Raw genomic sequence first — 18211 nt, 5'->3', positions numbered from 1 at the left:
CCCAGCGAGTCAGCACGCCGCAAGGCCCTCCCGGCCTGGCTCCACGAGTACAACCATCACCGACCCCACACCGCGACCGGACGTCAGCCACCCATCACCCGCTTGACCAACCTGTCCGGTCAGTACATCTAGGCCCGGCCGGTACCTCTCGGCGTCACGAGCCCGTCACGCGGCGCACTCGTCTCTGTCATCCGCACGCGGTCGACTCCATCCTGCGGTCGGCGGACGAGGAGGCACGGTGGAGCAGGAGCACGGACCGGGGGCGCTGGTCGTCACCGCGGCGCGGCTGCGCGACGGGCGGGTGGTCGACCTCCAGTGCAAGGGCGGGGTGGTCACCGACGTGGCCCCGGTCGGCGAGCTGGCCGTCCCCGACCGGGCGGCGGTGCTCGACGCGGCCGGCGGCCTGGTCACCGAGCCCTTCGTCGACGCGCACCTGCACCTGGACAAGGTCCGCACGCTCCCCTTGATCGGCGAGGCGGCCCTGACCGCCTACACCGCCGACGGCATGGCCGGGTCGGCGCTCGGCATCGACCTGGCCAGCGCCGTGAAGCAGCACTACACGGTGGAACGGCTCCTGCCGGAGGTGCGCCGCGCGCTGGAGGAGGGGCTCACCCACGGCGTGCTCACCGTGCAGGCCTTCGCCGACGTCGACACCGCCGCGGGGCTGGTCGGGGTGCAGGCGGTGCTGGCGGCGCGGGAGGAGTTCCGCGGCCGGGTGGACGTCTCCGTCGTCGCCTTCCCGCAGGACGGCGTGCTCCGGGACCCGGGCTCGGCCGAGCTGGTCGAGCAGGCCCTCGACCTGGGGGCCGACGTGGTCGGGGGGATCCCCTGGATCGAGGAGTCGGTCGCCGACCAGGAGGCGCACGTCGAGTGGGCGTGCGCCCTGGCGGCCCGCACCGGACGGCGGGTCGCGATGCTCACCGACGACTCCCCGGACCCCTCCCTGGCGACGACGGCGATGCTGGCCGAGGCGATGCTGCGGCACGGGCTGACCGGCCGCGGCGTGGCCTGCCACGCCCGGGCGCTGGGTCACTACGACCGGGCCCGCCAAGACGAGGTGCTGGACCTGGCCCGGCGCAGCGGCCTGGGGCTGGTCAGCGATCCGCACACCGGGTCCGTGGCGCTGCCGGTGGAGCGGGCGCTCGCGGCCGGCGTCGCCGTGGCCCTGGGGCAGGACGACATCGAGGACGCGTACTACCCCTTCGGCCGGCACAACCTGCTGGAGGTCGCGTTCCTCGCCGCGCACCTGCTGGACATGCGCTCGGCCGCCCAGCAGCAGGTGCTCGTCGACCTGGTGACGACGTCCGCGGCCCGGGTGCTCGGGCTGCCCGGCTACGGGCTGCGGGTCGGTGGCCCGGCCGACCTCCTGGTGCACGACGCGACCCGCACCGTCGACCTGCTGGCCCGGCACGCCGCGCCGCGCGCCGTCGTCCGCGCCGGCCGGGTGATCGCGGGGGCTACTCGCGGGTAGGCGGTGTGACCTGCGACCACCGGCTAGGTTCGGACCGGAACAGCGGGTCGGCGGCAGGGGAGTGGCGCGTGAGCAGGTCGGTGCTGGTGACCGGCGGGAACCGGGGGATCGGCCTGGCCATCGCCCGCGCCTTCCAGGAGCAGGGCGACTCGGTGGCCGTCACGCACCGCGGCAGCGGCGCCCCCGACGGGCTGTTCGGCGTGCAGTGCGACGTCACCAGCGCCGAGGACGTCGACCGCGCCTTCGGCGAGATCGAGGCGCACCAGGGCCCGGTCGAGGTGCTGGTGAGCAACGCCGGCATCACCCGTGACGGCCTGCTCATGCGGATGAAGGAAGACGACTTCACCGAGGTCGTCGACGCCAACCTGACCGCCGCCTACCGGGTGGCCAAGCGGGCGGCGGCGAAGATGGTCCGCGCGCGCTCGGGCCGGATGATCTTCGTGTCGTCGGTCGTCGGGCTGCTCGGCTCGGCCGGCCAGACCAACTACGCGGCGTCCAAGGCCGGCCTCGTCGGCCTGGCCCGCTCGATCGCCCGCGAGCTCGGCAGCCGCGGCATCACGGCCAACGTGGTCGCGCCCGGCTTCGTCACCACCGACATGACCGCGGCGCTGCCGGAGGCCCGGCAGAAGGAGATCCTCGGGCAGGTGCCGCTGGGCCGGTACGCCTCGGCCGAGGAGATCGCCGGCGTCGTCACCTTCCTCGCCGGCGACGCGGCCGGCTACATCACCGGGGCGGTCGTCCCGGTCGACGGCGGACTGGGAATGGGGCACTGATGAGCGGCATCCTCGAGGGCAAGAAGGTCCTCGTCACCGGCGTGCTGACCGAGGCGTCGATCGCCTTCGCGACGGCCCGCCTGGCGCAGGAGCAGGGCGCCACCCTGGTCCTGTCCAACTTCGGCCGCGCGCTGTCGCTGTGTCAGCGGATCGCCAAGCGGCTGCCGCAGGAGGCCGCCGTCGTCGAGCTCGACGTCACGAACACCGAGCACCTGTCCACGCTGGCCGACCGGCTGCGCGAGCAGGGTTTCGACACCCTCGACGGCGTCGTGCACTCCATCGGCTTCGCGCCGCAGGAGGCCATGGGCGAGGGCTTCCCGGAGGTCGCGTGGGAGCACGCCGCCACGGCGTTCCAGGTGTCCTCCTGGTCCTACGCCTCCCTCACCCAGGCCTGCCGGCCGCTGCTCGCCAACCCCTCCTCGGTCGTCGGGCTGACCTTCGACGCGTCGGTGGCCTGGCCGGTGTACGGCTGGATGGGCGCGGCCAAGGCGGCGCTGGAGTCGGTCAGCCGGTACGTGGCCCGCGAGCTCGGGCCCGACGGCGTGCGCTCCAACATCGTCGCCGCCGGCCCGCTGCGCAGCATGGCGATGAAGTCGATCCCCGGCAGCAAGCAGTTCGAGGAGGCGTGGGAGGGCAGGGCGCCGCTGGGCTGGTCGGTGACCGACACCGAGCCCGCCGGCAAGGCCGTCGTCGCGCTGCTGTCGGACTGGTTCCCCGCCACCACCGGCGAGATCGTCCACGTCGACGGAGGCTTCCACGCCGTCGGCGTGTGAGTGCATCCGGAACCGTCCCGCAACAGGAAAGAACCCACGTGCCCCGCTCCACCACCGAGATCACCCCTGCCGGCCAGCGCCCCGACGAGGACCCCTCGCTCGCGGTCCGCAACAACGGCGGCGTCGAGCCGTCGTCGGCCCCGGCCCCGGCCGGCCGCCGGGAGGCGCTGCTGCTGCTCTCCTTCGGCGGCCCCGAGGGCCACGACGACGTGATGCCGTTCCTCGAGAACGTCACCCGCGGCCGCGGCATCCCGCGCGAGCGGCTCGAGGAGGTGGCGGAGCACTACCACCACTTCGGCGGGGTCAGCCCGATCAACGACCAGAACAAGGCGCTGCTCGCGGCGCTCGAGGCCGAGCTGGAGGCCGCCGGCGTCGACCTCCCGGTCTACTGGGGCAACCGGAACTGGGCGCCCTACGTCGAGGACGTCTGGCAGCAGATGGCCGACGACGGCATCCAGCACGCCTACGTCCTGGCGACGTCGGCGTACGCGTCGTTCTCCGGCTGCCGGCAGTACCACGAGGACATCGCCCGAGCCCGCGCCGCGCTGACCGGCGACGCCGCCGCGCCGGGCGGCCCGACGGCGGAGAAGCTGCCGCACTACTTCGACGCCGACGGCTTCGTGAAGGCCAACGCCGACGCCCTGGCCGCGGCGCTCGCCGAGCTGCCCGCCGACGTCCGCGACACCGCCCGGCTGGTCGCGACGGCGCACAGCATCCCCGACTCGATGGCCGCCGTCGCGGGACCGCAGGGGCACGCCTACGAGGCGGAGCTGATGGCCACCGCGCAGCACGTCGTCGACCTGGCCGCACCGGGCCGGCCCTTCGACCTGGTGTGGCAGAGCCGGTCCGGCCCGCCGTCGGTGCCGTGGCTGGAGCCCGACGTCAACGACCACCTGCAGGCGCTGGCCCAGGCGGGGGAGAAGGCGGTCGTGCTCTTCCCGGTCGGGTTCGTCAGCGACCACCTCGAGGTGATCTGGGACCTCGACAACGAGGCGAAGGAGACCGCCGAGGAGCTGGGCCTGGCGTTCGCCCGCGCGGCCACGGCCGGCACCCACCCGGACTTCGTCCGGTCGCTGGTCGAGCTGCTGACCGAGCGCCGCGCCGGTGGCGAGCCGCGGCTGGGCACCAACTGCCCGGCCAGCTGCTGCTTCGTGCCCCCGCGTCCGGCGCGCTGACCCCCGGGGGTCAGTGGCGGGTCGTCGGCGTGCGCCAGAGCGGGGCGATCTCGCGGGTGTAGCGCCGGCCGAAGACGCGGGCCAGGACGAGGACCATCGGCGCGGGGACGGTCGAGCGCAGGAAGGTGCGCTCGCGTTCGCCCATCCCGTCGGTGAGCCAGGCGAAGAACCGTCCGGCCACCGGCAGCGGCTGGTTGCGCAGCTTCTTCTCGACGGTTTTCCACGCGGGGGAGTCGTGGTGCGGCGCCAGCTGCGGCTCCAGCTCGTCCTCCTCGTGCCGCAGGTGCTGCTCGACCACGTCCCGCGTGCGGGCGACGCTGGCCCGCGCCTCCGCGGCGGCCGCTGCCGTGCCGCTCGCGGCCAGGGCGGACAGCGCCGCCGACGTCCCGGCCAGCGCCTGCGCCATGGCGTGGTGCTCGGACTCCATCGTCGCGAGCAGCGCGGGGTCGACGCCGACGCCGGCCAGCATCGGCCAGATGTGGGTGTCCTCGCCCTCGTGGTGGTGGGTCAGCTCGGTGCGCAGGTTCCCGAACGCCCGCTCGAGCTCGCCGCCGCGGGCGCGGTCGCCGTCCTGCCAGTCGTCCAGGGCTCTGGCGAGGCGCTCCAGGTCCCGCCGCACCGCGGCGTGGATCACCCGGTTCATGGTCATCGGCGCGGTCATGGGCGAACGCTAGCGACGCACGACGGGCGCCGGAACCGGGTCGCTACCGCGGGATCCAGTTGCAGGCAGCGGTGACCGCCTCCCGGACGGCCGTCGACAGGGGCCGCAGCGCCTCGTCCCGGGCCGCCGCCTGGCGGTGGTTGACCGCACCGCCCGGCGCGTCGGTGAGCGCCAGGTCGAGCACCGCGGCCAGGCGCAGGGCACGGGCCAGGAGGGACAGGGCCAGCGGGTCGGTGTCGTCGGGCAGGGCGGCGCCGCGGACGGGCTTGCCCAGGTCGGCCAGCAGCGCCGGCACCTCCGGGTGCCAGCGGGCGAGGTCCAGCTCGGCCAGCGTGCGGGCGGCGTCGACCATCGCCAGGTCCAGCGCCCCGGAGGCCGCGCGCAGCGTTCCCTCGACCGGCGGCGGCGGGGGTGCGACGCCGTCGAGCGGGAACGCCGTCCACTGCAGCACGTCCGAGCCGATCGCCTCGGGCACCAGGACGACCCGCGTGCCGACGGCGGCCTGCCCGGCCTCCAGCGCCACCGGCGCGAGCCCCGGCACGGCCGGCAGCCCGCGGACGTCGCCGGGGGCGGGCAGGACCAGCCGCAGCCGCCCTTCGCCCAGCCCGCGCAGGGCGCTGAGCGCCTCGCCGAGCGGCACGGCGCCCCCGGTCCCGGGGAGGCCGGTCACCCGGTGGGCCGCGTCGGCGGTGATCGCGTCGAGGGCGTCGTCGTAGGAGGCGCGGCCGCTGAGCCAGGCGGTGGCCCAGGTCGCGAACCGGCCGGCGGAGAAGTCGTGCACCCAGCGAGGCTACGACCGTGCGCAGCGCCACCGTCTGGGAGACTCCGGCCATGGCTGCCTGGCTGCTGTGGCTCATCGCGGGAGGGCTCTTCGCCGCTGGGGAGATGGCGACGCTCGACCTGGTCCTGCTCATGTTCGCCGGCGGTGCGCTGGGCGGCATGGCCGTGGCCCTGGCCGGCGGCCCCGTCGTCCTCCAGCTGCTCGCCTTCATCGTCGTGTCCGCCGCGCTGCTCGGCGTCGTCCGGCCGATCGCCAAGCGGCACCTCACCGACCGGACCCCGCTGCAGCTCGACGGCGTGGACACCCTCGTGGGGAAGACGGCGAAGGTGACCCGCGCGGTCGACGTCTCCGGCGGCCGGATCCGGATGGGCGCGGAGGAGTGGAGCGCGCGCAGCCAGCACAGCGGCGAGAGCTTCGCGGTGGGGGAGACGGTGCGGATCCTGCAGGTCGACGGCGCGACCGCCGTGGTGGGCGACGCGCTGGAGTGAACCACCCGGCGCAACCCGTGACCGGGGATGCCGGACGTGAAAGGCTCGGAACGTCCGCCCCCGAGTCCAGGAGGCTCCCGTGGAACCCGCCCTCATCGCGCTGATCGTCGTGGCGCTGCTCGTGATCTTCGTGCTGGCCAAGAGCGTCACGATCGTGCCGCAGGCCCAGGCCAAGGTGATCGAGCGGCTCGGCCGCTACAGCCGCACGCTCTCGCCCGGCCTCTCCGTCCTCGTCCCCTTCGTCGACCGGGTCCGGGCCACGATCGACCTGCGCGAGCAGGTCATCTCCTTCCCGCCCCAGCCGGTGATCACCGCCGACAACCTGCAGGTCGGGATCGACACCGTCGTCTACTTCCAGGTCACCGACCCGCGCCTGGCCGTGTACGGCATCGCCAACTACATCACCGGCATGGAGCAGCTGACGACGACGACGCTGCGCAACGTCGTCGGCGGGTTGAACCTCGAGGGCGCGCTCACCGGGCGCGACGGCATCAACAGCCAGCTGCGCGAGGTGCTCGACGGGACCACCGGCCCGTGGGGGCTGCGCGTGGCGCGGGTGGAGATCAAGGCGATCGACCCGCCGCTGTCGATCCAGGACTCCATGGAGAAGCAGATGCGCGCCGACCGCGACAAGCGCGCCATGATCCTCACCGCCGAGGGCCAGCGGCAGGCCGCCATCACCTCGGCCGAGGGCGAGAAGGCCTCGGCCATCCTCTCGGCGGAGGGCCGCAAGCAGGCGGCGATCCTCGAGGCGGAGGCCGAGCGGCAGAGCCGGATCCTGCGCGCCGAGGGTGAGCGCGCCGCGCTGTTCCTGCAGGCGCAGGGCCAGGCGAAGTCGATCGAGACGGTGTTCCAGGCGATCCACGACGGGAAGCCCGACCAGGGGCTGCTGGCCTACCAGTACCTGCAGACGCTGCCGCAGATCGCGCAGGGCGACGCCAACAAGATGTGGATCGTCCCCAGCGAGTTCAGCAAGGCGCTGGAGGGTCTGGCCAACCTGGGCGGCGCGTCCGAGGGGAAGTCGTGGCTGGACGTCGAGCCGAACGGCGACGGCGGCGGCCCGAAGGGCGGCGGGCTGGACACCAGCAGCTGGTTCGAGTCGCAGGTGCCGGCGGCGGCCGACCAGCCGGAGGCCCGGATCGAGCTGTCGAGCATCACCGACTCCGAGCCGGCCATCCCCACCCCGCCGCCGCTGTCCCAGGTCACGCAGGACGTGAAGGACAGCGGGCCGGCAGCCGACCCGCGCAACCGCGACGGGGAGTAGCCGCAGCCAGGACGACGGTGGCCCGGGACCTCGCGGTCCCGGGCCACCGGCGTTCAGTCCTTGAGCAGGCCCTCGCGGAGCTTGGCCAGCGTCTGGGACAGCAGCCGCGACACGTGCATCTGCGAGATGCCGATGTCGGCCGCGATCTGCGACTGGGTCATGTTGCCGAAGAACCGCAGGATGAGGATGCGGCGCTCGCGGGCCGGGATGGTGGCCAGCAGGGGCTGCAGCGACTCGCGGTACTCCACGCCCTCGAGCGCGGCGTCCTCCTCGCCCAGCGTCGCGGCCAGGGTGGGGGAGTCCTCCTCGCCGGACAGGCGCTCGTCCAGCGAGCTGCTCCGGTAGGCGTTGGCGACGGCGAGGCCCTCGAGGACCTCCTCGCGCGGGATGCCCAGGTGCTCGGCGAGCTCGCTCGGGGTCGGGGCGCGCCCGTTCTTCTGCGCCAGTTCGCCGACGGCGGCGTTCAGCGACAGGTGCAGCTCCTGCAGCCGCCGCGGGACGCGCACCGACCAGCCCTGGTCGCGGAAGTGCCGCTTGATCTCACCGGTGATCGTCGGCACGGCGAAGGAGAGGAACTCCACGCCGCGGGTCGGGTCGAACCGGTCGATCGCGGCGATCAGGCCCAGCGTGCCGACCTGCAGCAGGTCGTCGAAGGGCTCACCGCGGTTGCTGAACCGGCGCGCGAAGTGCCGGACCAGGGGCAGGTGCTCCTCGACCAGGATCTCCCGCAGCCGCTCCCGGCGCGGGTCGTCCTTCTCCAGGGTGGCCAGCTCGGCGAACAGCGGCGCCGTGCGCTCGGCGCGGCGGCGATTCTCCGAGATCGGGGGTGCGTCCTTCTCGGGCTCCGGGGCCTCCCGCGGCTCCGGGGCGACGGCCGCCGGAGCGCCCTCGCGCGGCTGCTCGGCCGCAGCGAGGTCGGGGTCCACCGCGATCCCCGTGGGGTCGGTGGCCGGCGACCGGGTCACCGGGCCACCGAGAGGTTCTGACCTGCTCCGCCCGCCAGCTCGGAGGGCCGCTGCCCCGGCAGGTACTTGTCCATGGCGATGAGAGCAACGGGGGCGTCGGTTCCGTTCCCGCCCGGTACCTCGGCCTGCGTCGAGGGCCGGCCGTCGACGGTGTCGACCAGCGTGGCCAGCACCGCCCAGCCGAAGCCGTCGCGCGGCACCTGGGTGCCGGCGGCGGTCGGCACCCAGGCCTCGATGTGCAGCCCGGCGCGGGTCGTCTCGAAGACGACGGTCAGCGGGGCGTCGCCCTGGACGACGCTCGCCAGGGTCGCGCAGGCCTCGTCCACCGCGAGCCGCAGGTCCTCGACGCTGTCGAGGTCGTAGTCCATCCGGATGGCCAGGTCACCGGCCATCGCCCGCACCGCCGGCAGCTGCATCGGGGTGATGGGCACCCGCAGCTCCAGTCGTTCCGCGCGCCGCCCGTCCTGCGCGAGGGCACCCCTCGAGTCGACCATCCGTGTCCCGCTCCTTCGTTCCGGCGCACTCGGCCTTCGAGCTCCGCGGGTGCCATTCTGCCGGGATGCGACCGCGGCGCTCCGGCTGGAGGACGCGAGGCAGGCCGAAGGCACCGAGGAGACGCCATACCCGTAGGTCGCGGGTGTCCAAACGTCGCGCCGGTCACCGCCGCGCGCGGTTGCCGGTGGTCACACCCTGTTGTTTCCTGGCCGGGGATGAGCGCCAGCCACGGCAAGCAGCCACCCCTCCCCGGGGGCGGCGCCGACGCCGACGGGGACGAGGGTGCCGCCGCGCTGGTCGCAGCCATGGAGTCCGCGGACGCCGCCATCTACTGCCTCGCGGGGCCGCGGGCCCGGCCGGTCTGGGCCAACGCCCGCGCCCGGGCGCTGGGCACGGACCGCGCGGATCTGCCCGTCGTCGACGGCAGGTCGCTGGCCGACGTCGTGGACGGCGTGATCGGCACCGGACGCCGCGAGACGCTGTGCGGCCCGCTGGGGTCCGCCGAGGGGCCGGCGGTGACCGTGGTCGTGCGGGCGATGCCCGTGGGAGGCGCTCCCGGCGCGATGCTGGTCCTGGAGCACGACGACGACGGCGCCGATCCCGCGGTGTGGTCCGCGCCGCCGGTCGATCTGGTCGAGCAGGCGCAGCTGTCGCTGCTGCCGCCGTCCCTGCCGATGCTGCCCGACCTGGCGCTCGCCGGCAGCTACCACCAGGCGTCCTCGGTGCGGGCCGCCGGCGGTGACTGGTACGACGCGGTGCCGCTGGGCTCCGGGAACGTCGCCCTCGTGGTGGGGGACGCCGTCGGGCACGGCGTGGCTGCGGCCGGCGCGATGAGCCGGTTGCGCGGGGCGATGCGGTCCAGCGCTCTCCGCGACCCGTCCCCGGCGCACGTGCTGACCGGCCTCGACGCGGTGGCGACGCAGATGGACGACATCGAGGGCGCCTCGGTGTTCTACGGCGTGCTCGACGCGGCCAGCGGCGTCCTCACCTACACCGCCGCGGCGCACCCCGCACCGCTGGTGGTGGCCGCCGACGGCAGCACCGAGTTCCTCCCGATGACGCCCCGGCCGCCGCTGGGCACGCTGCCCGGCGCCGGGGCACCGGTCGCCGAGCACGTCCTCGCGCAGGGGGCCACCCTGGTGCTCTTCTCCAACGGCGCGCTCGCCGGGGCCCCCGACTACGCCGCCGGACTCGACCGGCTCGTGCAGGTCGCCACCGGGGTCCTGTCCGGTCCGGACGTCGGCGACCCCGAGAAGTCCGCCGGCCTGGCCACGGCCATCGCCGAGGGGGTGCGGCGACCGCAGGGCTTCGTCGACGACGTCGCCGTCCTGGTCGTGCACCGCCGCGCCACGACGCAGGAGCCCCTGCAGCTCGACCTCCTCGCCGTCCCCGCCGCGCTGCCGGGCATCCGCCGCAGGATCGGCGCCTGGCTCACCTCCGCCGGGCTCGGCGAGCAGGACCGGGTCGGGGTGATGGTGGCGGTCGGCGAGGCGTGCGCGAACGCCGCCGAGCACGCCTACCGCGGCACCGAGCCCGGCCCGATGCAGGTGCGGGCGGAGGTGGACGTCGACGGCGTCCTCACCGTGACCGTGCGCGACGAGGGCACCTGGCGGCCCCCGGACCGCGACCCCGGCGACCGCGGCCGGGGTCTGCTGATCATGCGCCAGCTGGTCGACGGGGTGACCCTGCAGGAGGAGCGGGGCACGACGGTGACGCTCAGCCTCCGGCTGCGACGGGCGCCCGAGTCCGACCCCGAGCAGGGTGGCGCGAGCGACACCACGGCCGTCGTGGTGGACCGCGAGGGCGAGCGGCCGGTGGTGCGCGCGGCCGGGGCCGTCGACCAGGTCGGCGCCGAGCAGCTGCGCATCCGGCTGCTCGAGGCCAGCCACGGGGGCACCGGCCGGATCGAGCTGGACCTCTCCGGCGTGACCCTGTTCAGCAGCGCCGCCGTGCGGGTGGTGCTCGCCATCGCCCGCATCGCCCAGGACGAGGGCTGGCGGCTGCCGGTGCACGCGCCGGCGGGCGGGGTCACCCGGCACGTGCTCGAGGTGAGCGGACTGGCGGGGCTGGTCGACCTCCGCTGACGGGTGACCCGCGTCGCCGCGGCGTTTGCGGAACGGCTCCGTTGCCCACCCACCGCCCGTGAGGTTGCGGCGCAGTGACGTGAACGGGCCCGGGTTCCGGCGCCGGCGGGCGGGGCGGGGGTTCGCCTACTACGACCTGGACGGGCAGCTGATCCGCGACGACGACCAGCTCGACCGGATCCGCGGCCTGGCGATCCCGCCGGCCTGGAAGGACGTCTGGATCTGCCCCTGGCCGAACGGCCACATCCAGGCCACCGGGGTCGACGTGGCCGGCCGCAGGCAGTACCGCTACCACGACCAGTGGCGCGCCCGGCGGGACGCGGAGAAGCACGAGCGGGTGCTGGAGATCGCCCGCCAGCTGCCCGACGTGCGGGACGCCGTGCGGGCCGGCCTGCGCACCCGCGGGCTGGGCCGCGACCGGGTGCTGGCGACCGCGATCCGGCTGCTCGACCTCGGCGCCTTCCGGGTGGGCAGCGAGCAGTACGAGGAGGAGAACGGGACCTACGGGCTGGCCACGCTCAAGCGGGCGCACGTCTCGGTGCGCGGCGAGCGGACGTTCTACTCCTACGTCGCCAAGGGCGGCATCGAGCGCGAGGTGGAGATCACCGACCGGCCGACGGCGACCGTCGTCCGGCAGCTGCTGGAGCGCCCGGCGGACGCGGGGGAGGACCTGCTGGCCTACCAGACCGACGACGGCGAGTGGCGGGACGTGACCAGCGCGGAGATCAACGCCTACCTCAAGGAGATCAGCGGCGCGGAGATCTCGGCGAAGGACTTCCGCACCTGGACGGCGACGGTGCTCATGGCCGCGACCCTCGCCGAGGCGCCGCCGCCGGCCTCGAAGACGGCCCGCAAGAAGACGATCAGCGCCGCCTACAAGGTGGTCAGCCAGCAGCTGGGCAACACGCCGGCGGTGTGCAAGGCCAGCTACGTGGACCCGCGGGTGGTCGACCGGTACGAGCACGGCGAGACGGTGGCGCACGTGCTCGAGGCGGCGGACGAGGCACTGTCGTCGGGCGGGATGGCCGACCGCGACACCCAGAAGGTGCTCGAGCAGGCGGTCTGCCGGCTGCTCTCGGCGTAGGGACGACGAAGGCCCCGCCGGACGTGTCCGGGCGGGGCCTTCGTGCCGCCGGGCGGGAGCCCGGCGGGGGTTCAGCGGGCGTCGGCGATCGTGAACAGGTCGATCAGCTCGGTGACCTCGAGCGGGCGGGTGACCGCGCGGGTCGTGGCGATCAGCCGCAGGCCGACCTCCTTGGCGCGGGCGGACTTCTGCGTCTCGACGAGCACGGCCAGGCCGGCGGAGCCCAGGAACTGGACGCCGGACAGGTCGATGACGAGCTCGCGCGGCGACTGCTCCAGCTGGCTGTCCAGCGTCGAACGGAGGACCGGGGCGGTGAACGTGTCCACCTCGCCGACGACCGTCACCGTCACCACGCCGTCCTCTTCGGAGGTCGAGAGCGTGATCACGTCGTCGAAGGGTGCCTCGGTGCCCTCGGTCGACACGTCGGGCTGCCCCTCGGCGGGCAGGTCGGAAGTGGTCACGGACAGTGCTCCTCTCGGCGGCGGTCTGCCATTGGCACACCGTCGGTCAATCTACCGCCGTGCGGTCCGGGGGATGGATGCCCCCGGTCCGATCGGTCGTCGTACGCGTGCGGCGCGGTCCTCGTGGGCCGGCCGGGTGTGCGGCTGCCTGCTCAACCGCCGTCCCAACGTAGACAACCACCGGTGCGCACGCCAACCGGCCCGGGAGACGGCTGGTGCCGTCCCCGGGCCGGGCAGGTGCGCGGTCGGTCAGCCGTCGATGACGTGCACCGCGCTCTCCTCGGGGCCCTCGCCGCCGATCGGCACGTCGGCGGTGGCCTCGACGTCGTCGGCCGTGCGGTTGGTGCCCGAGTCGCTGTCCGGCGTGGTCGAGGTGTCCTGCTCGAGCTGCGCCTCGGCGCGCTGCGGGTCCTCCGCCGGGCGGACGTCCGGGGCGTCGTCGGGGATCTCGCGCTCCAGCCGGTCGGTGAGCGACTCGCCCTCCGACTGCTCGAACGCCGTGGTGCCGAAGTCGGTGGTCGCCGTGGGGCTCTCGCCCGGCATCGCCATGAACTCGGGGTCCTCGGCGCGCTGCATGGTGGGCGAGTCGTCCTGCGCCACCTCGGGGATGCCGTCGTCCTCGGGGAAGATGTCGCGGGCGGTCTGGCCCTCGGTCTGGGTGGTGCCGTCGGTGGTACCGGGGTCGGTCATCGCAGCCTTCCGTTCGTCGGCGGGCGCACCCGCGTCCGTCGCCCCGCGAGGGGGCCGTGGGCCGGTCGGGTGACCGGCGTCGGACCACCGCCCTACCCGGCACCCGGCACGGCATGCGCCGGTGTGCCGCGCGGCACGCGGGGCATGGCCCGGCGGCGGCGGGGGTAGCGCGCCCGGCATGGCGATCCAGGACGGCGTGCAGCGGATCGGGGAGCCGGTCCGCCGGTGGGCCCGGCACCAGAAGAAGGCCTACACGAACGGCGAGCCGCGTCCCCTGGGCGGTGACCTGGGCGCGATGGGCGTGTACGCGAGCCTGGTGGCCGGCGGCGCCGCCGCGGTGCGGGCGTCCGGGAGGCAGCTGCCCGAGCGCATCCCGTTCGGCGACGCCGCGCTGCTGACCGTCGCCACGTTCCGGCTGGCCCGCCGCATCGCCAAGGACCCGGTGACGGCGCCGTTCCGGGCGCCGTTCGTGCGCTTCGAGGGTCCGTCGGGCCACGCCGAGGTGGCCGAGGAGGTGCGCGAGCACGGCGGCGTGAAGCACGCCGTGGGGGAGCTGCTCACCTGCCCGTTCTGCCTCGCGCAGTGGGTGGGGACGGCGTTCGTCTTCGGCTACGTCACCGCACCGCGGGCCACCCGGCTGGCCGCGCTGACGATGACCACGGTGGCCGGCTCCGACGTCCTCCAGTTCGTCTACGACGCCATCCAGAACGGCGCGCTGGCGCCGGGCGAGCCGGAGGCCGGCGTCGAGAGCTGATCGGCGCCGGGTCCTCCTGACGGGGGAGCGGGCGCGTCGTTCCGGCTGCCGCGGGTAGGCCTGCGCCCCTATCCTGTGATCTTGACCTGGCACGGGCCCGGAGAGGGCCCGGCGGCGGAAGGGGCGGCATGCGATCGATCTGGCGCGGGGCCGTGTCCTTCGGCCTCGTCAGCATCGGCGTGAAGCTGTACTCGGCGACCGAGGACAAGGACATCCGCTTCCACCAGGTGCACGCCGCCGACGGCGGGCGGATCAAGTACAAGCGCGTCTGCTCGGTCGACGGCGAAGAGGTCGAGTACGGCGACATCGCCAAGGGCTACGAGCTGCCCAGCGGCGAGGTCGTGATCCTCACCGACGAGGACTTCGACGAGCTGCCGCTGGCGACGCGGCGCGAGATCGAGGTGCTGGAGTTCGTCGCGCAGGACGAGATCGACCCGATCATGTTCGAGAAGACCTACTACCTCGAGCCCGACGGTCCCGCGGCCCGCCCGTACGTGCTGCTGCGCGACGCGCTGGAGAACGCCGGCCAGGTCGCCATCACCAAGATCGCGCTGCGCCAGCGGGAGTCGCTGGCCGCGCTGCGCGTGCGCGACGGCGTGCTGGTGCTGCACACGATGCGCTGGCCCGACGAGATCCGTCGTCCCGACTTCGGGTTCCTCGACGAGGACATCTCGGTCCGGCCGCAGGAGCTGCAGATGGCCGAGGCGCTGATCGGCTCGATGACAGGTGAGTTCGACCCGACCGAGTTCACCGATGACTACCGCGAGGCCATGACCGCGCTGCTGGAGGCCAAGCAGAGCGGTGGGGAGGTCGCGCAGCCGGCCGAGGTGCCCGACGACGGCGCCGCGGTGGTCGACCTGATGAGCGCGCTGCGGCGCAGCGTCGAGCGGGCCCGGGGCGGGGCCGCGTCCGAGGACGAGGCGCCGGCGAAGAAGGCCCCTGCGAAGCGCGCCCCGGCGAAGAAGGCCGCGTCGTCCGAGGAGAAGGCGCCGGCCAAGAAAGCCGCCGCGGCGAAGAAGACCACGGCCACGGACAAGACCACGGCCGCGAAGAAGACGACGGCGGCGAAGAAGACCGCGAGCGCCGACAAGCCGCCGGCCAAGCGCGCCCGCCGCAGCGCCTGACGTGCCGGCCCGGCGGGACGACCCGCTCGCCGAGTACCGCGCCAAGCGGGACTCGGCGCGCACCGCGGAACCGGTGCCGCCGGCCGGGCAGCCGCTGCCCGTGGGGGACGACGACACCTTCGTCGTCCAGGAGCACCACACGCCCCGCGGGCGGACCGGCGAGCGGGTGCACTGGGACCTGCGGCTGGAGCGCGACGGCGTCCTGAAGAGCTGGGCGGTGCCCAAAGGGCCGCCGCTGGAGCCGGGCAGCAACCGGCTCGCCGTCCCCACCGAGGACCACCCGCTGGAGTACGCCTCGTTCGCCGGCACGATCACCGCCGGCGAGTACGGCGGCGGTGAGGTGACCATCTGGGACGCCGGCCGCTACGCCACCGAGAAGTGGGACGACCGGCACGTCATCGTCACCTTCGACGGCCGCCGGCTGTCCGGCCGGTACGCGCTGTTCCCGCTGGCCGACGGCAGCTGGAACATCCGCAAGCTCGACGCCACCCCGCCGCCGGAGCCGCCCCCCGCCCCGCTGCCGATGCTGGCGACCGCGGGGGAGCTGCCGTCCGCCGACGAGGACGCCCGCTGGGGCTACGAGTTCAAGTGGGACGGCGTGCGGGCCGTGGCCACCGTGCGTGGCGGCGTGCTCACCCTGACCTCGCGCAAGGCCACCGACATCACGGTGCGCTACCCGGAGGTGGCGCGGCTGCCCGGCGCGCTGGCCGGGCACGACGCCGTCGTCGACGGGGAGATCGTGCTCATGGACGCCGCCGGGCGTCCCGACTTCGGGGCGCTGCAGAACCGCATGCACCGCACCGGCCCGGAGGTACCGCGGATGGCGGCCGCCGCGCCGGTCACCTACCTGGTGTTCGACCTGCTGGCGCTCGACGGCGCGGACCTCCGGGCCCGGCCGTACGCGGAGCGGCGCGAGCTGCTCGACGAGCTGGCCCCCGCCGGGCACCGCTGGGTGCTGACCCCGTGGTTCCGGGGCGGTGGGGCGGAGGTGCAGGCGGCCAGCGAGGAGAACGGGCTGGAGGGCGTCGTCGCCAAGCGGCTGGAGTCGCCGTACCGGGAGGGCGTGCGCAGCCCCGACTGGCGCAAGGTGAAGAACTTCTTCACCCAGGCGGTCGTCGTCGGCGGCTGGCGGCCCGGGCAGGGGAGGCGTTCCGGCACGATCGGGTCGCTGCTGGTCGGCGTGCCCGACGACGAGGGCCGGCTGGTGTACGTGGGGCACGTCGGCACCGGGTTCAGCGACGCCGACCTGCGCCACCTGCAGCGCACGCTCACGCCGCGGTCGACGGCGCCGTTCGAGGGGGCGCTGCCGCGCGAGGTCACCCGCGACGCGCACTGGGTGGAGCCGGACCTGGTCGGCGAGGTCGCTTACGCCGTGTGGACGGCGGACGACCGGCTGCGGCACCCGTCGTGGCGCGGGGTGCGGGAGGACCTCGAGCCGGACGACGTGGTGAGGGAACCGTGAGCCCCGTGAGCGGCTCTGCGATCGGCCGGCTCCGCCGGCGCGGGGGCGAACGATGAGCCCGGCCAAGCAACGGGTGGAGATCGCCGGCCGGCAGCTGGCAGTCTCCAACCTGGAGAAGGTGCTGTTCCCCGAGGTCGGGTTCACCAAGGCGCAGGTCATCGACTACTACGTCCGGATCGCGCCGGTGCTGCTGCCGCACCTCGCCGGGCGGCCGGTCACCTTCACCCGCTGGCCCGACGGCGTCGAGGGGCAGCAGTTCTTCGAGAAGAACAGCGCCCGGCACGCGCCGGAGTGGGTGCGCCGGGTGACCATCCCGAGCCCGGGCAGCTCACGCGGCCGGGAGACGCTCGACATGGTCGTGCTGGAGGACGTCCCCGACCTCGCGTGGGCGGCGAACCTCGCGGCGCTGGAGCTGCACGTCCCGCAGTGGCAGGTCGACGACGACGACGTCCCGCAGCTGCCCGACCTGCTGGTCCTCGACCTCGACCCGGGGCCGGAGACCGGGATCCTGGAGTGCTGCCTCGTCGCGGAGCGGCTCGGCCAGCGGTTGGAGGCCGACGGCCTGGACCCGGTGGTGAAGACGTCGGGCTCCAAGGGCATGCAGGTGTACGCGCCGATCTCGACGCCCACCGATCGCGAGCACCCGAGCCGGTACGCCAAGCAGCTGGCGCAGGAGCTCTCGGCCGAGACGCCCGACGACGTCGTGTGGCGCATGGAGAAGGCGCTGAGGCCGGGCAAGGTGCTCATCGACTGGAGCCAGAACAACCCGGCGAAGACGACGGTCGCCCCGTACTCGCTGCGCGCCCGCGCGGGAGCCACCGTGTCCACGCCGATCGGCTGGGACGAGGTCGACGCGGTGCGCGACGGTTCGCTGGACCCTGCGGAGCTGCGGTTCACCACCGACGACGTCCTTGCCCGGGTCGAGGAGTACGGCGACCTGTTCGACGTCGCCGGCGCCCGTCGCGCCCCGCTGCCCGACGCATAGGCCAGCCCCCCGGCGGGCGTCCTGGGCACCGACATCGTCAACCGCGCGCCTGCTGCCCGGTTGTCGCCGGAACTGTCGTACCTCGAACGTATGTTCGGTCCATGTCAGCAGCTGTCGGCGAGCGTTCCCCGGTCGAGGGGGCGTTGGTGGGCCGGCTGCTGGAGCGGTCGCCGGTGGTGGACCGGCTGCCGGTGTCGGTGCTGTCCGACGAGGAGATCGCCGCAGAGCTGGCCCGGGTGCAGGCGCGGCGGGCGATGGATGCCGCCTACGAAGCGGAGCTGGTGATGGCGCTGGCGGCCGCCCGCCCGGACGCCGATGATCCGCCGCCGGGGCACCCGGGGGCGCGGCGGCGGGGTACGGGCTCGCCGGTGCCGGGCACCTCGGAGTTCCTGCCCGATGAGCTGGCCGTGGTGCTCAACTGCTCCCGGGTGTTCGCCGCCGGGGTGCTGGCCGATGCGCACCAGCTGGTGGAGCGGATGCCGGCGGTGTGGCGGGGGTGCGCGGACGGGGAGCTGGACTGGTTCCGGGCGCGGGTGTTCGCCGACGTGCTGGCCGATGCCTCCGGCGAGGTGCTGGGTGTGGTGGTGCCGGCGGTGCTGCCGGCCGCGGCCGGGTTGTCGTCGGGTCGGCTGCGCAAGCGGCTGGTGGCGGCGGCGATCGCGGCGGACGAGGAGTTCGCCGAGCGGCGGCGGGAGCAGGCGCAGCGGCGCGCCGATGTGCG

At 74.5% G+C, this 18211-nt stretch carries 19 protein-coding genes and 1 pseudogene; 14 read left to right on the top strand and 6 right to left on the bottom strand.

What is annotated here, in order from left to right:
• The 5 genes from DQ241_RS20195 to DQ241_RS20175 form a co-directional block, all read left to right on the top strand.
• A partial coding sequence (locus DQ241_RS20195; RefSeq protein WP_147252419.1) for an integrase core domain-containing protein occupies positions 1 to 132 on the top strand: 132 nt, incomplete at its 5' end.
• A 106-nt stretch (positions 133 to 238) separates the two neighbouring features.
• Positions 239 to 1471 (top strand): amidohydrolase family protein, encoded by a 1233-nt coding sequence (locus DQ241_RS20190; RefSeq protein WP_233492600.1) that lies wholly within the window; start codon positions 239 to 241, stop codon positions 1469 to 1471.
• A 68-nt stretch (positions 1472 to 1539) separates the two neighbouring features.
• Complete coding sequence (fabG, locus tag DQ241_RS20185; RefSeq protein ID WP_113832056.1) at positions 1540 to 2244, top strand: 3-oxoacyl-ACP reductase FabG; 705 nt, start codon at positions 1540 to 1542, stop codon at positions 2242 to 2244.
• A complete protein-coding gene (fabI, locus tag DQ241_RS20180; RefSeq protein WP_199584789.1) occupies positions 2244 to 3017 on the top strand; it encodes an enoyl-ACP reductase FabI in 774 nt (257 codons plus the stop codon). The genes fabG and fabI overlap by 1 nt, the downstream gene beginning before the upstream one ends.
• A gap of 38 nt (positions 3018 to 3055) precedes the next feature.
• Positions 3056 to 4192: a ferrochelatase gene (locus tag DQ241_RS20175; protein ID WP_113832052.1), complete on the top strand. Its 1137-nt coding sequence runs from the start codon at positions 3056 to 3058 to the stop codon at positions 4190 to 4192.
• Positions 4193 to 4202: 10 nt separating this feature from the next.
• Here DQ241_RS20175 and DQ241_RS20170 read toward each other — a convergent pair whose 3' ends face one another.
• Together DQ241_RS20170 and DQ241_RS20165 are read right to left on the bottom strand one after the other, a co-directional pair.
• Positions 4203 to 4853 (bottom strand): hemerythrin domain-containing protein, encoded by a 651-nt coding sequence (locus tag DQ241_RS20170; protein ID WP_113832050.1) that lies wholly within the window; start codon positions 4851 to 4853, stop codon positions 4203 to 4205.
• 43 nt (positions 4854 to 4896) lie between these two features.
• Positions 4897 to 5634, bottom strand: coding sequence for a hypothetical protein (locus tag DQ241_RS20165; protein ID WP_113832048.1), 738 nt, complete (start codon positions 5632 to 5634; stop codon positions 4897 to 4899).
• 17 nt (positions 5635 to 5651) lie between these two features.
• Between DQ241_RS20165 and DQ241_RS20160 the strand changes: the two genes are divergently transcribed.
• Together DQ241_RS20160 and DQ241_RS20155 are read left to right on the top strand one after the other, a co-directional pair.
• On the top strand, positions 5652 to 6122 hold the full coding sequence (locus DQ241_RS20160) for an NfeD family protein (protein WP_233492599.1): 471 nt from the start codon (positions 5652 to 5654) through the stop codon (positions 6120 to 6122).
• Between the two features lie 79 nt (positions 6123 to 6201).
• Complete coding sequence (locus tag DQ241_RS20155; RefSeq protein ID WP_113832046.1) at positions 6202 to 7386, top strand: SPFH domain-containing protein; 1185 nt, start codon at positions 6202 to 6204, stop codon at positions 7384 to 7386.
• Between the two features lie 53 nt (positions 7387 to 7439).
• Here the strand turns inward: DQ241_RS20155 and DQ241_RS20150 are convergent, their stop codons facing one another.
• Both DQ241_RS20150 and DQ241_RS20145 read right to left on the bottom strand, forming a co-directional pair.
• Entirely contained in the window at positions 7440 to 8351 is a 912-nt protein-coding gene (locus DQ241_RS20150; RefSeq protein ID WP_233492598.1) for an RNA polymerase sigma factor SigF, read from the bottom strand.
• Positions 8348 to 8845, bottom strand: coding sequence for an ATP-binding protein (locus DQ241_RS20145; protein WP_113832044.1), 498 nt, complete (start codon positions 8843 to 8845; stop codon positions 8348 to 8350). The genes DQ241_RS20150 and DQ241_RS20145 overlap by 4 nt, the downstream gene beginning before the upstream one ends.
• 216 nt (positions 8846 to 9061) lie before the next feature.
• Here DQ241_RS20145 and DQ241_RS20140 point away from each other — a divergent pair, with 216 nt between their 5' ends.
• Positions 9062 to 10930: a SpoIIE family protein phosphatase gene (locus tag DQ241_RS20140; RefSeq protein ID WP_233492597.1), complete on the top strand. Its 1869-nt coding sequence runs from the start codon at positions 9062 to 9064 to the stop codon at positions 10928 to 10930.
• 79 nt (positions 10931 to 11009) lie between these two features.
• On the top strand, positions 11010 to 12014 hold the full coding sequence (locus DQ241_RS20135; protein ID WP_113832042.1) for a DNA topoisomerase IB: 1005 nt from the start codon (positions 11010 to 11012) through the stop codon (positions 12012 to 12014).
• A gap of 71 nt (positions 12015 to 12085) precedes the next feature.
• Here the strand turns inward: DQ241_RS20135 and DQ241_RS20130 are convergent, their stop codons facing one another.
• Together DQ241_RS20130 and DQ241_RS20125 are read right to left on the bottom strand one after the other, a co-directional pair.
• Positions 12086 to 12475, bottom strand: a complete 390-nt coding sequence (locus tag DQ241_RS20130) for an STAS domain-containing protein (protein WP_113832040.1) — start codon at positions 12473 to 12475, stop codon at positions 12086 to 12088.
• A gap of 249 nt (positions 12476 to 12724) precedes the next feature.
• Positions 12725 to 13165 (bottom strand): hypothetical protein, encoded by a 441-nt coding sequence (locus tag DQ241_RS20125; protein ID WP_113832038.1) that lies wholly within the window; start codon positions 13163 to 13165, stop codon positions 12725 to 12727.
• A gap of 178 nt (positions 13166 to 13343) precedes the next feature.
• Between DQ241_RS20125 and DQ241_RS20120 the strand changes: the two genes are divergently transcribed.
• From DQ241_RS20120 to DQ241_RS20100, 5 genes and pseudogenes are all read left to right on the top strand, one after another.
• A complete protein-coding gene (locus tag DQ241_RS20120; protein WP_113832036.1) occupies positions 13344 to 13919 on the top strand; it encodes a DUF1360 domain-containing protein in 576 nt (191 codons plus the stop codon).
• Positions 13920 to 14047: 128 nt separating this feature from the next.
• Positions 14048 to 15043, top strand: a complete 996-nt coding sequence (locus tag DQ241_RS20115) for a Ku protein (RefSeq protein ID WP_113832034.1) — start codon at positions 14048 to 14050, stop codon at positions 15041 to 15043.
• A gap of 1 nt (position 15044) precedes the next feature.
• Positions 15045 to 16505, top strand: a complete 1461-nt coding sequence (ligD, locus tag DQ241_RS20110) for a non-homologous end-joining DNA ligase (protein ID WP_113832032.1) — start codon at positions 15045 to 15047, stop codon at positions 16503 to 16505.
• A gap of 52 nt (positions 16506 to 16557) precedes the next feature.
• Complete coding sequence (gene ligD, locus DQ241_RS20105; protein WP_113832030.1) at positions 16558 to 17490, top strand: non-homologous end-joining DNA ligase; 933 nt, start codon at positions 16558 to 16560, stop codon at positions 17488 to 17490.
• A gap of 101 nt (positions 17491 to 17591) precedes the next feature.
• Positions 17592 to 18211: pseudogene (locus tag DQ241_RS20100) on the top strand (HNH endonuclease); the annotation flags it as partial.

This window comes from Blastococcus sp. TF02A-30 (assembly GCF_003319185.1).
Classification (GTDB): domain Bacteria; phylum Actinomycetota; class Actinomycetes; order Mycobacteriales; family Geodermatophilaceae; genus Blastococcus.
Note: the sequence above shows the minus strand (reverse complement) of the source record. Positions and strands in the feature narration are given on the sequence as shown.

Bases quoted from the DNA above. Each gene is read 5' to 3' on its own strand.
- DQ241_RS20145 (WP_113832044.1), bottom strand. From the start codon at position 8,845: ATGGTCGACTCGAGGGGTGCCCTCGCGCAGGACGGGCGGCGCGCGGAA.
- DQ241_RS20140 (WP_233492597.1), top strand. From the start codon at position 9,062: ATGAGCGCCAGCCACGGCAAGCAGCCACCCCTCCCCGGGGGCGGCGCC.
- DQ241_RS20120 (WP_113832036.1), top strand. From the start codon at position 13,344: ATGGCGATCCAGGACGGCGTGCAGCGGATCGGGGAGCCGGTCCGCCGG.
- DQ241_RS20115 (WP_113832034.1), top strand. From the start codon at position 14,048: ATGCGATCGATCTGGCGCGGGGCCGTGTCCTTCGGCCTCGTCAGCATC.
- ligD (WP_113832030.1), top strand. From the start codon at position 16,558: ATGAGCCCGGCCAAGCAACGGGTGGAGATCGCCGGCCGGCAGCTGGCA.
- DQ241_RS20170 (WP_113832050.1), bottom strand. From the start codon at position 4,853: ATGACCGCGCCGATGACCATGAACCGGGTGATCCACGCCGCGGTGCGG.
- fabI (WP_199584789.1), top strand. From the start codon at position 2,244: ATGAGCGGCATCCTCGAGGGCAAGAAGGTCCTCGTCACCGGCGTGCTG.
- DQ241_RS20125 (WP_113832038.1), bottom strand. From the start codon at position 13,165: ATGACCGACCCCGGTACCACCGACGGCACCACCCAGACCGAGGGCCAG.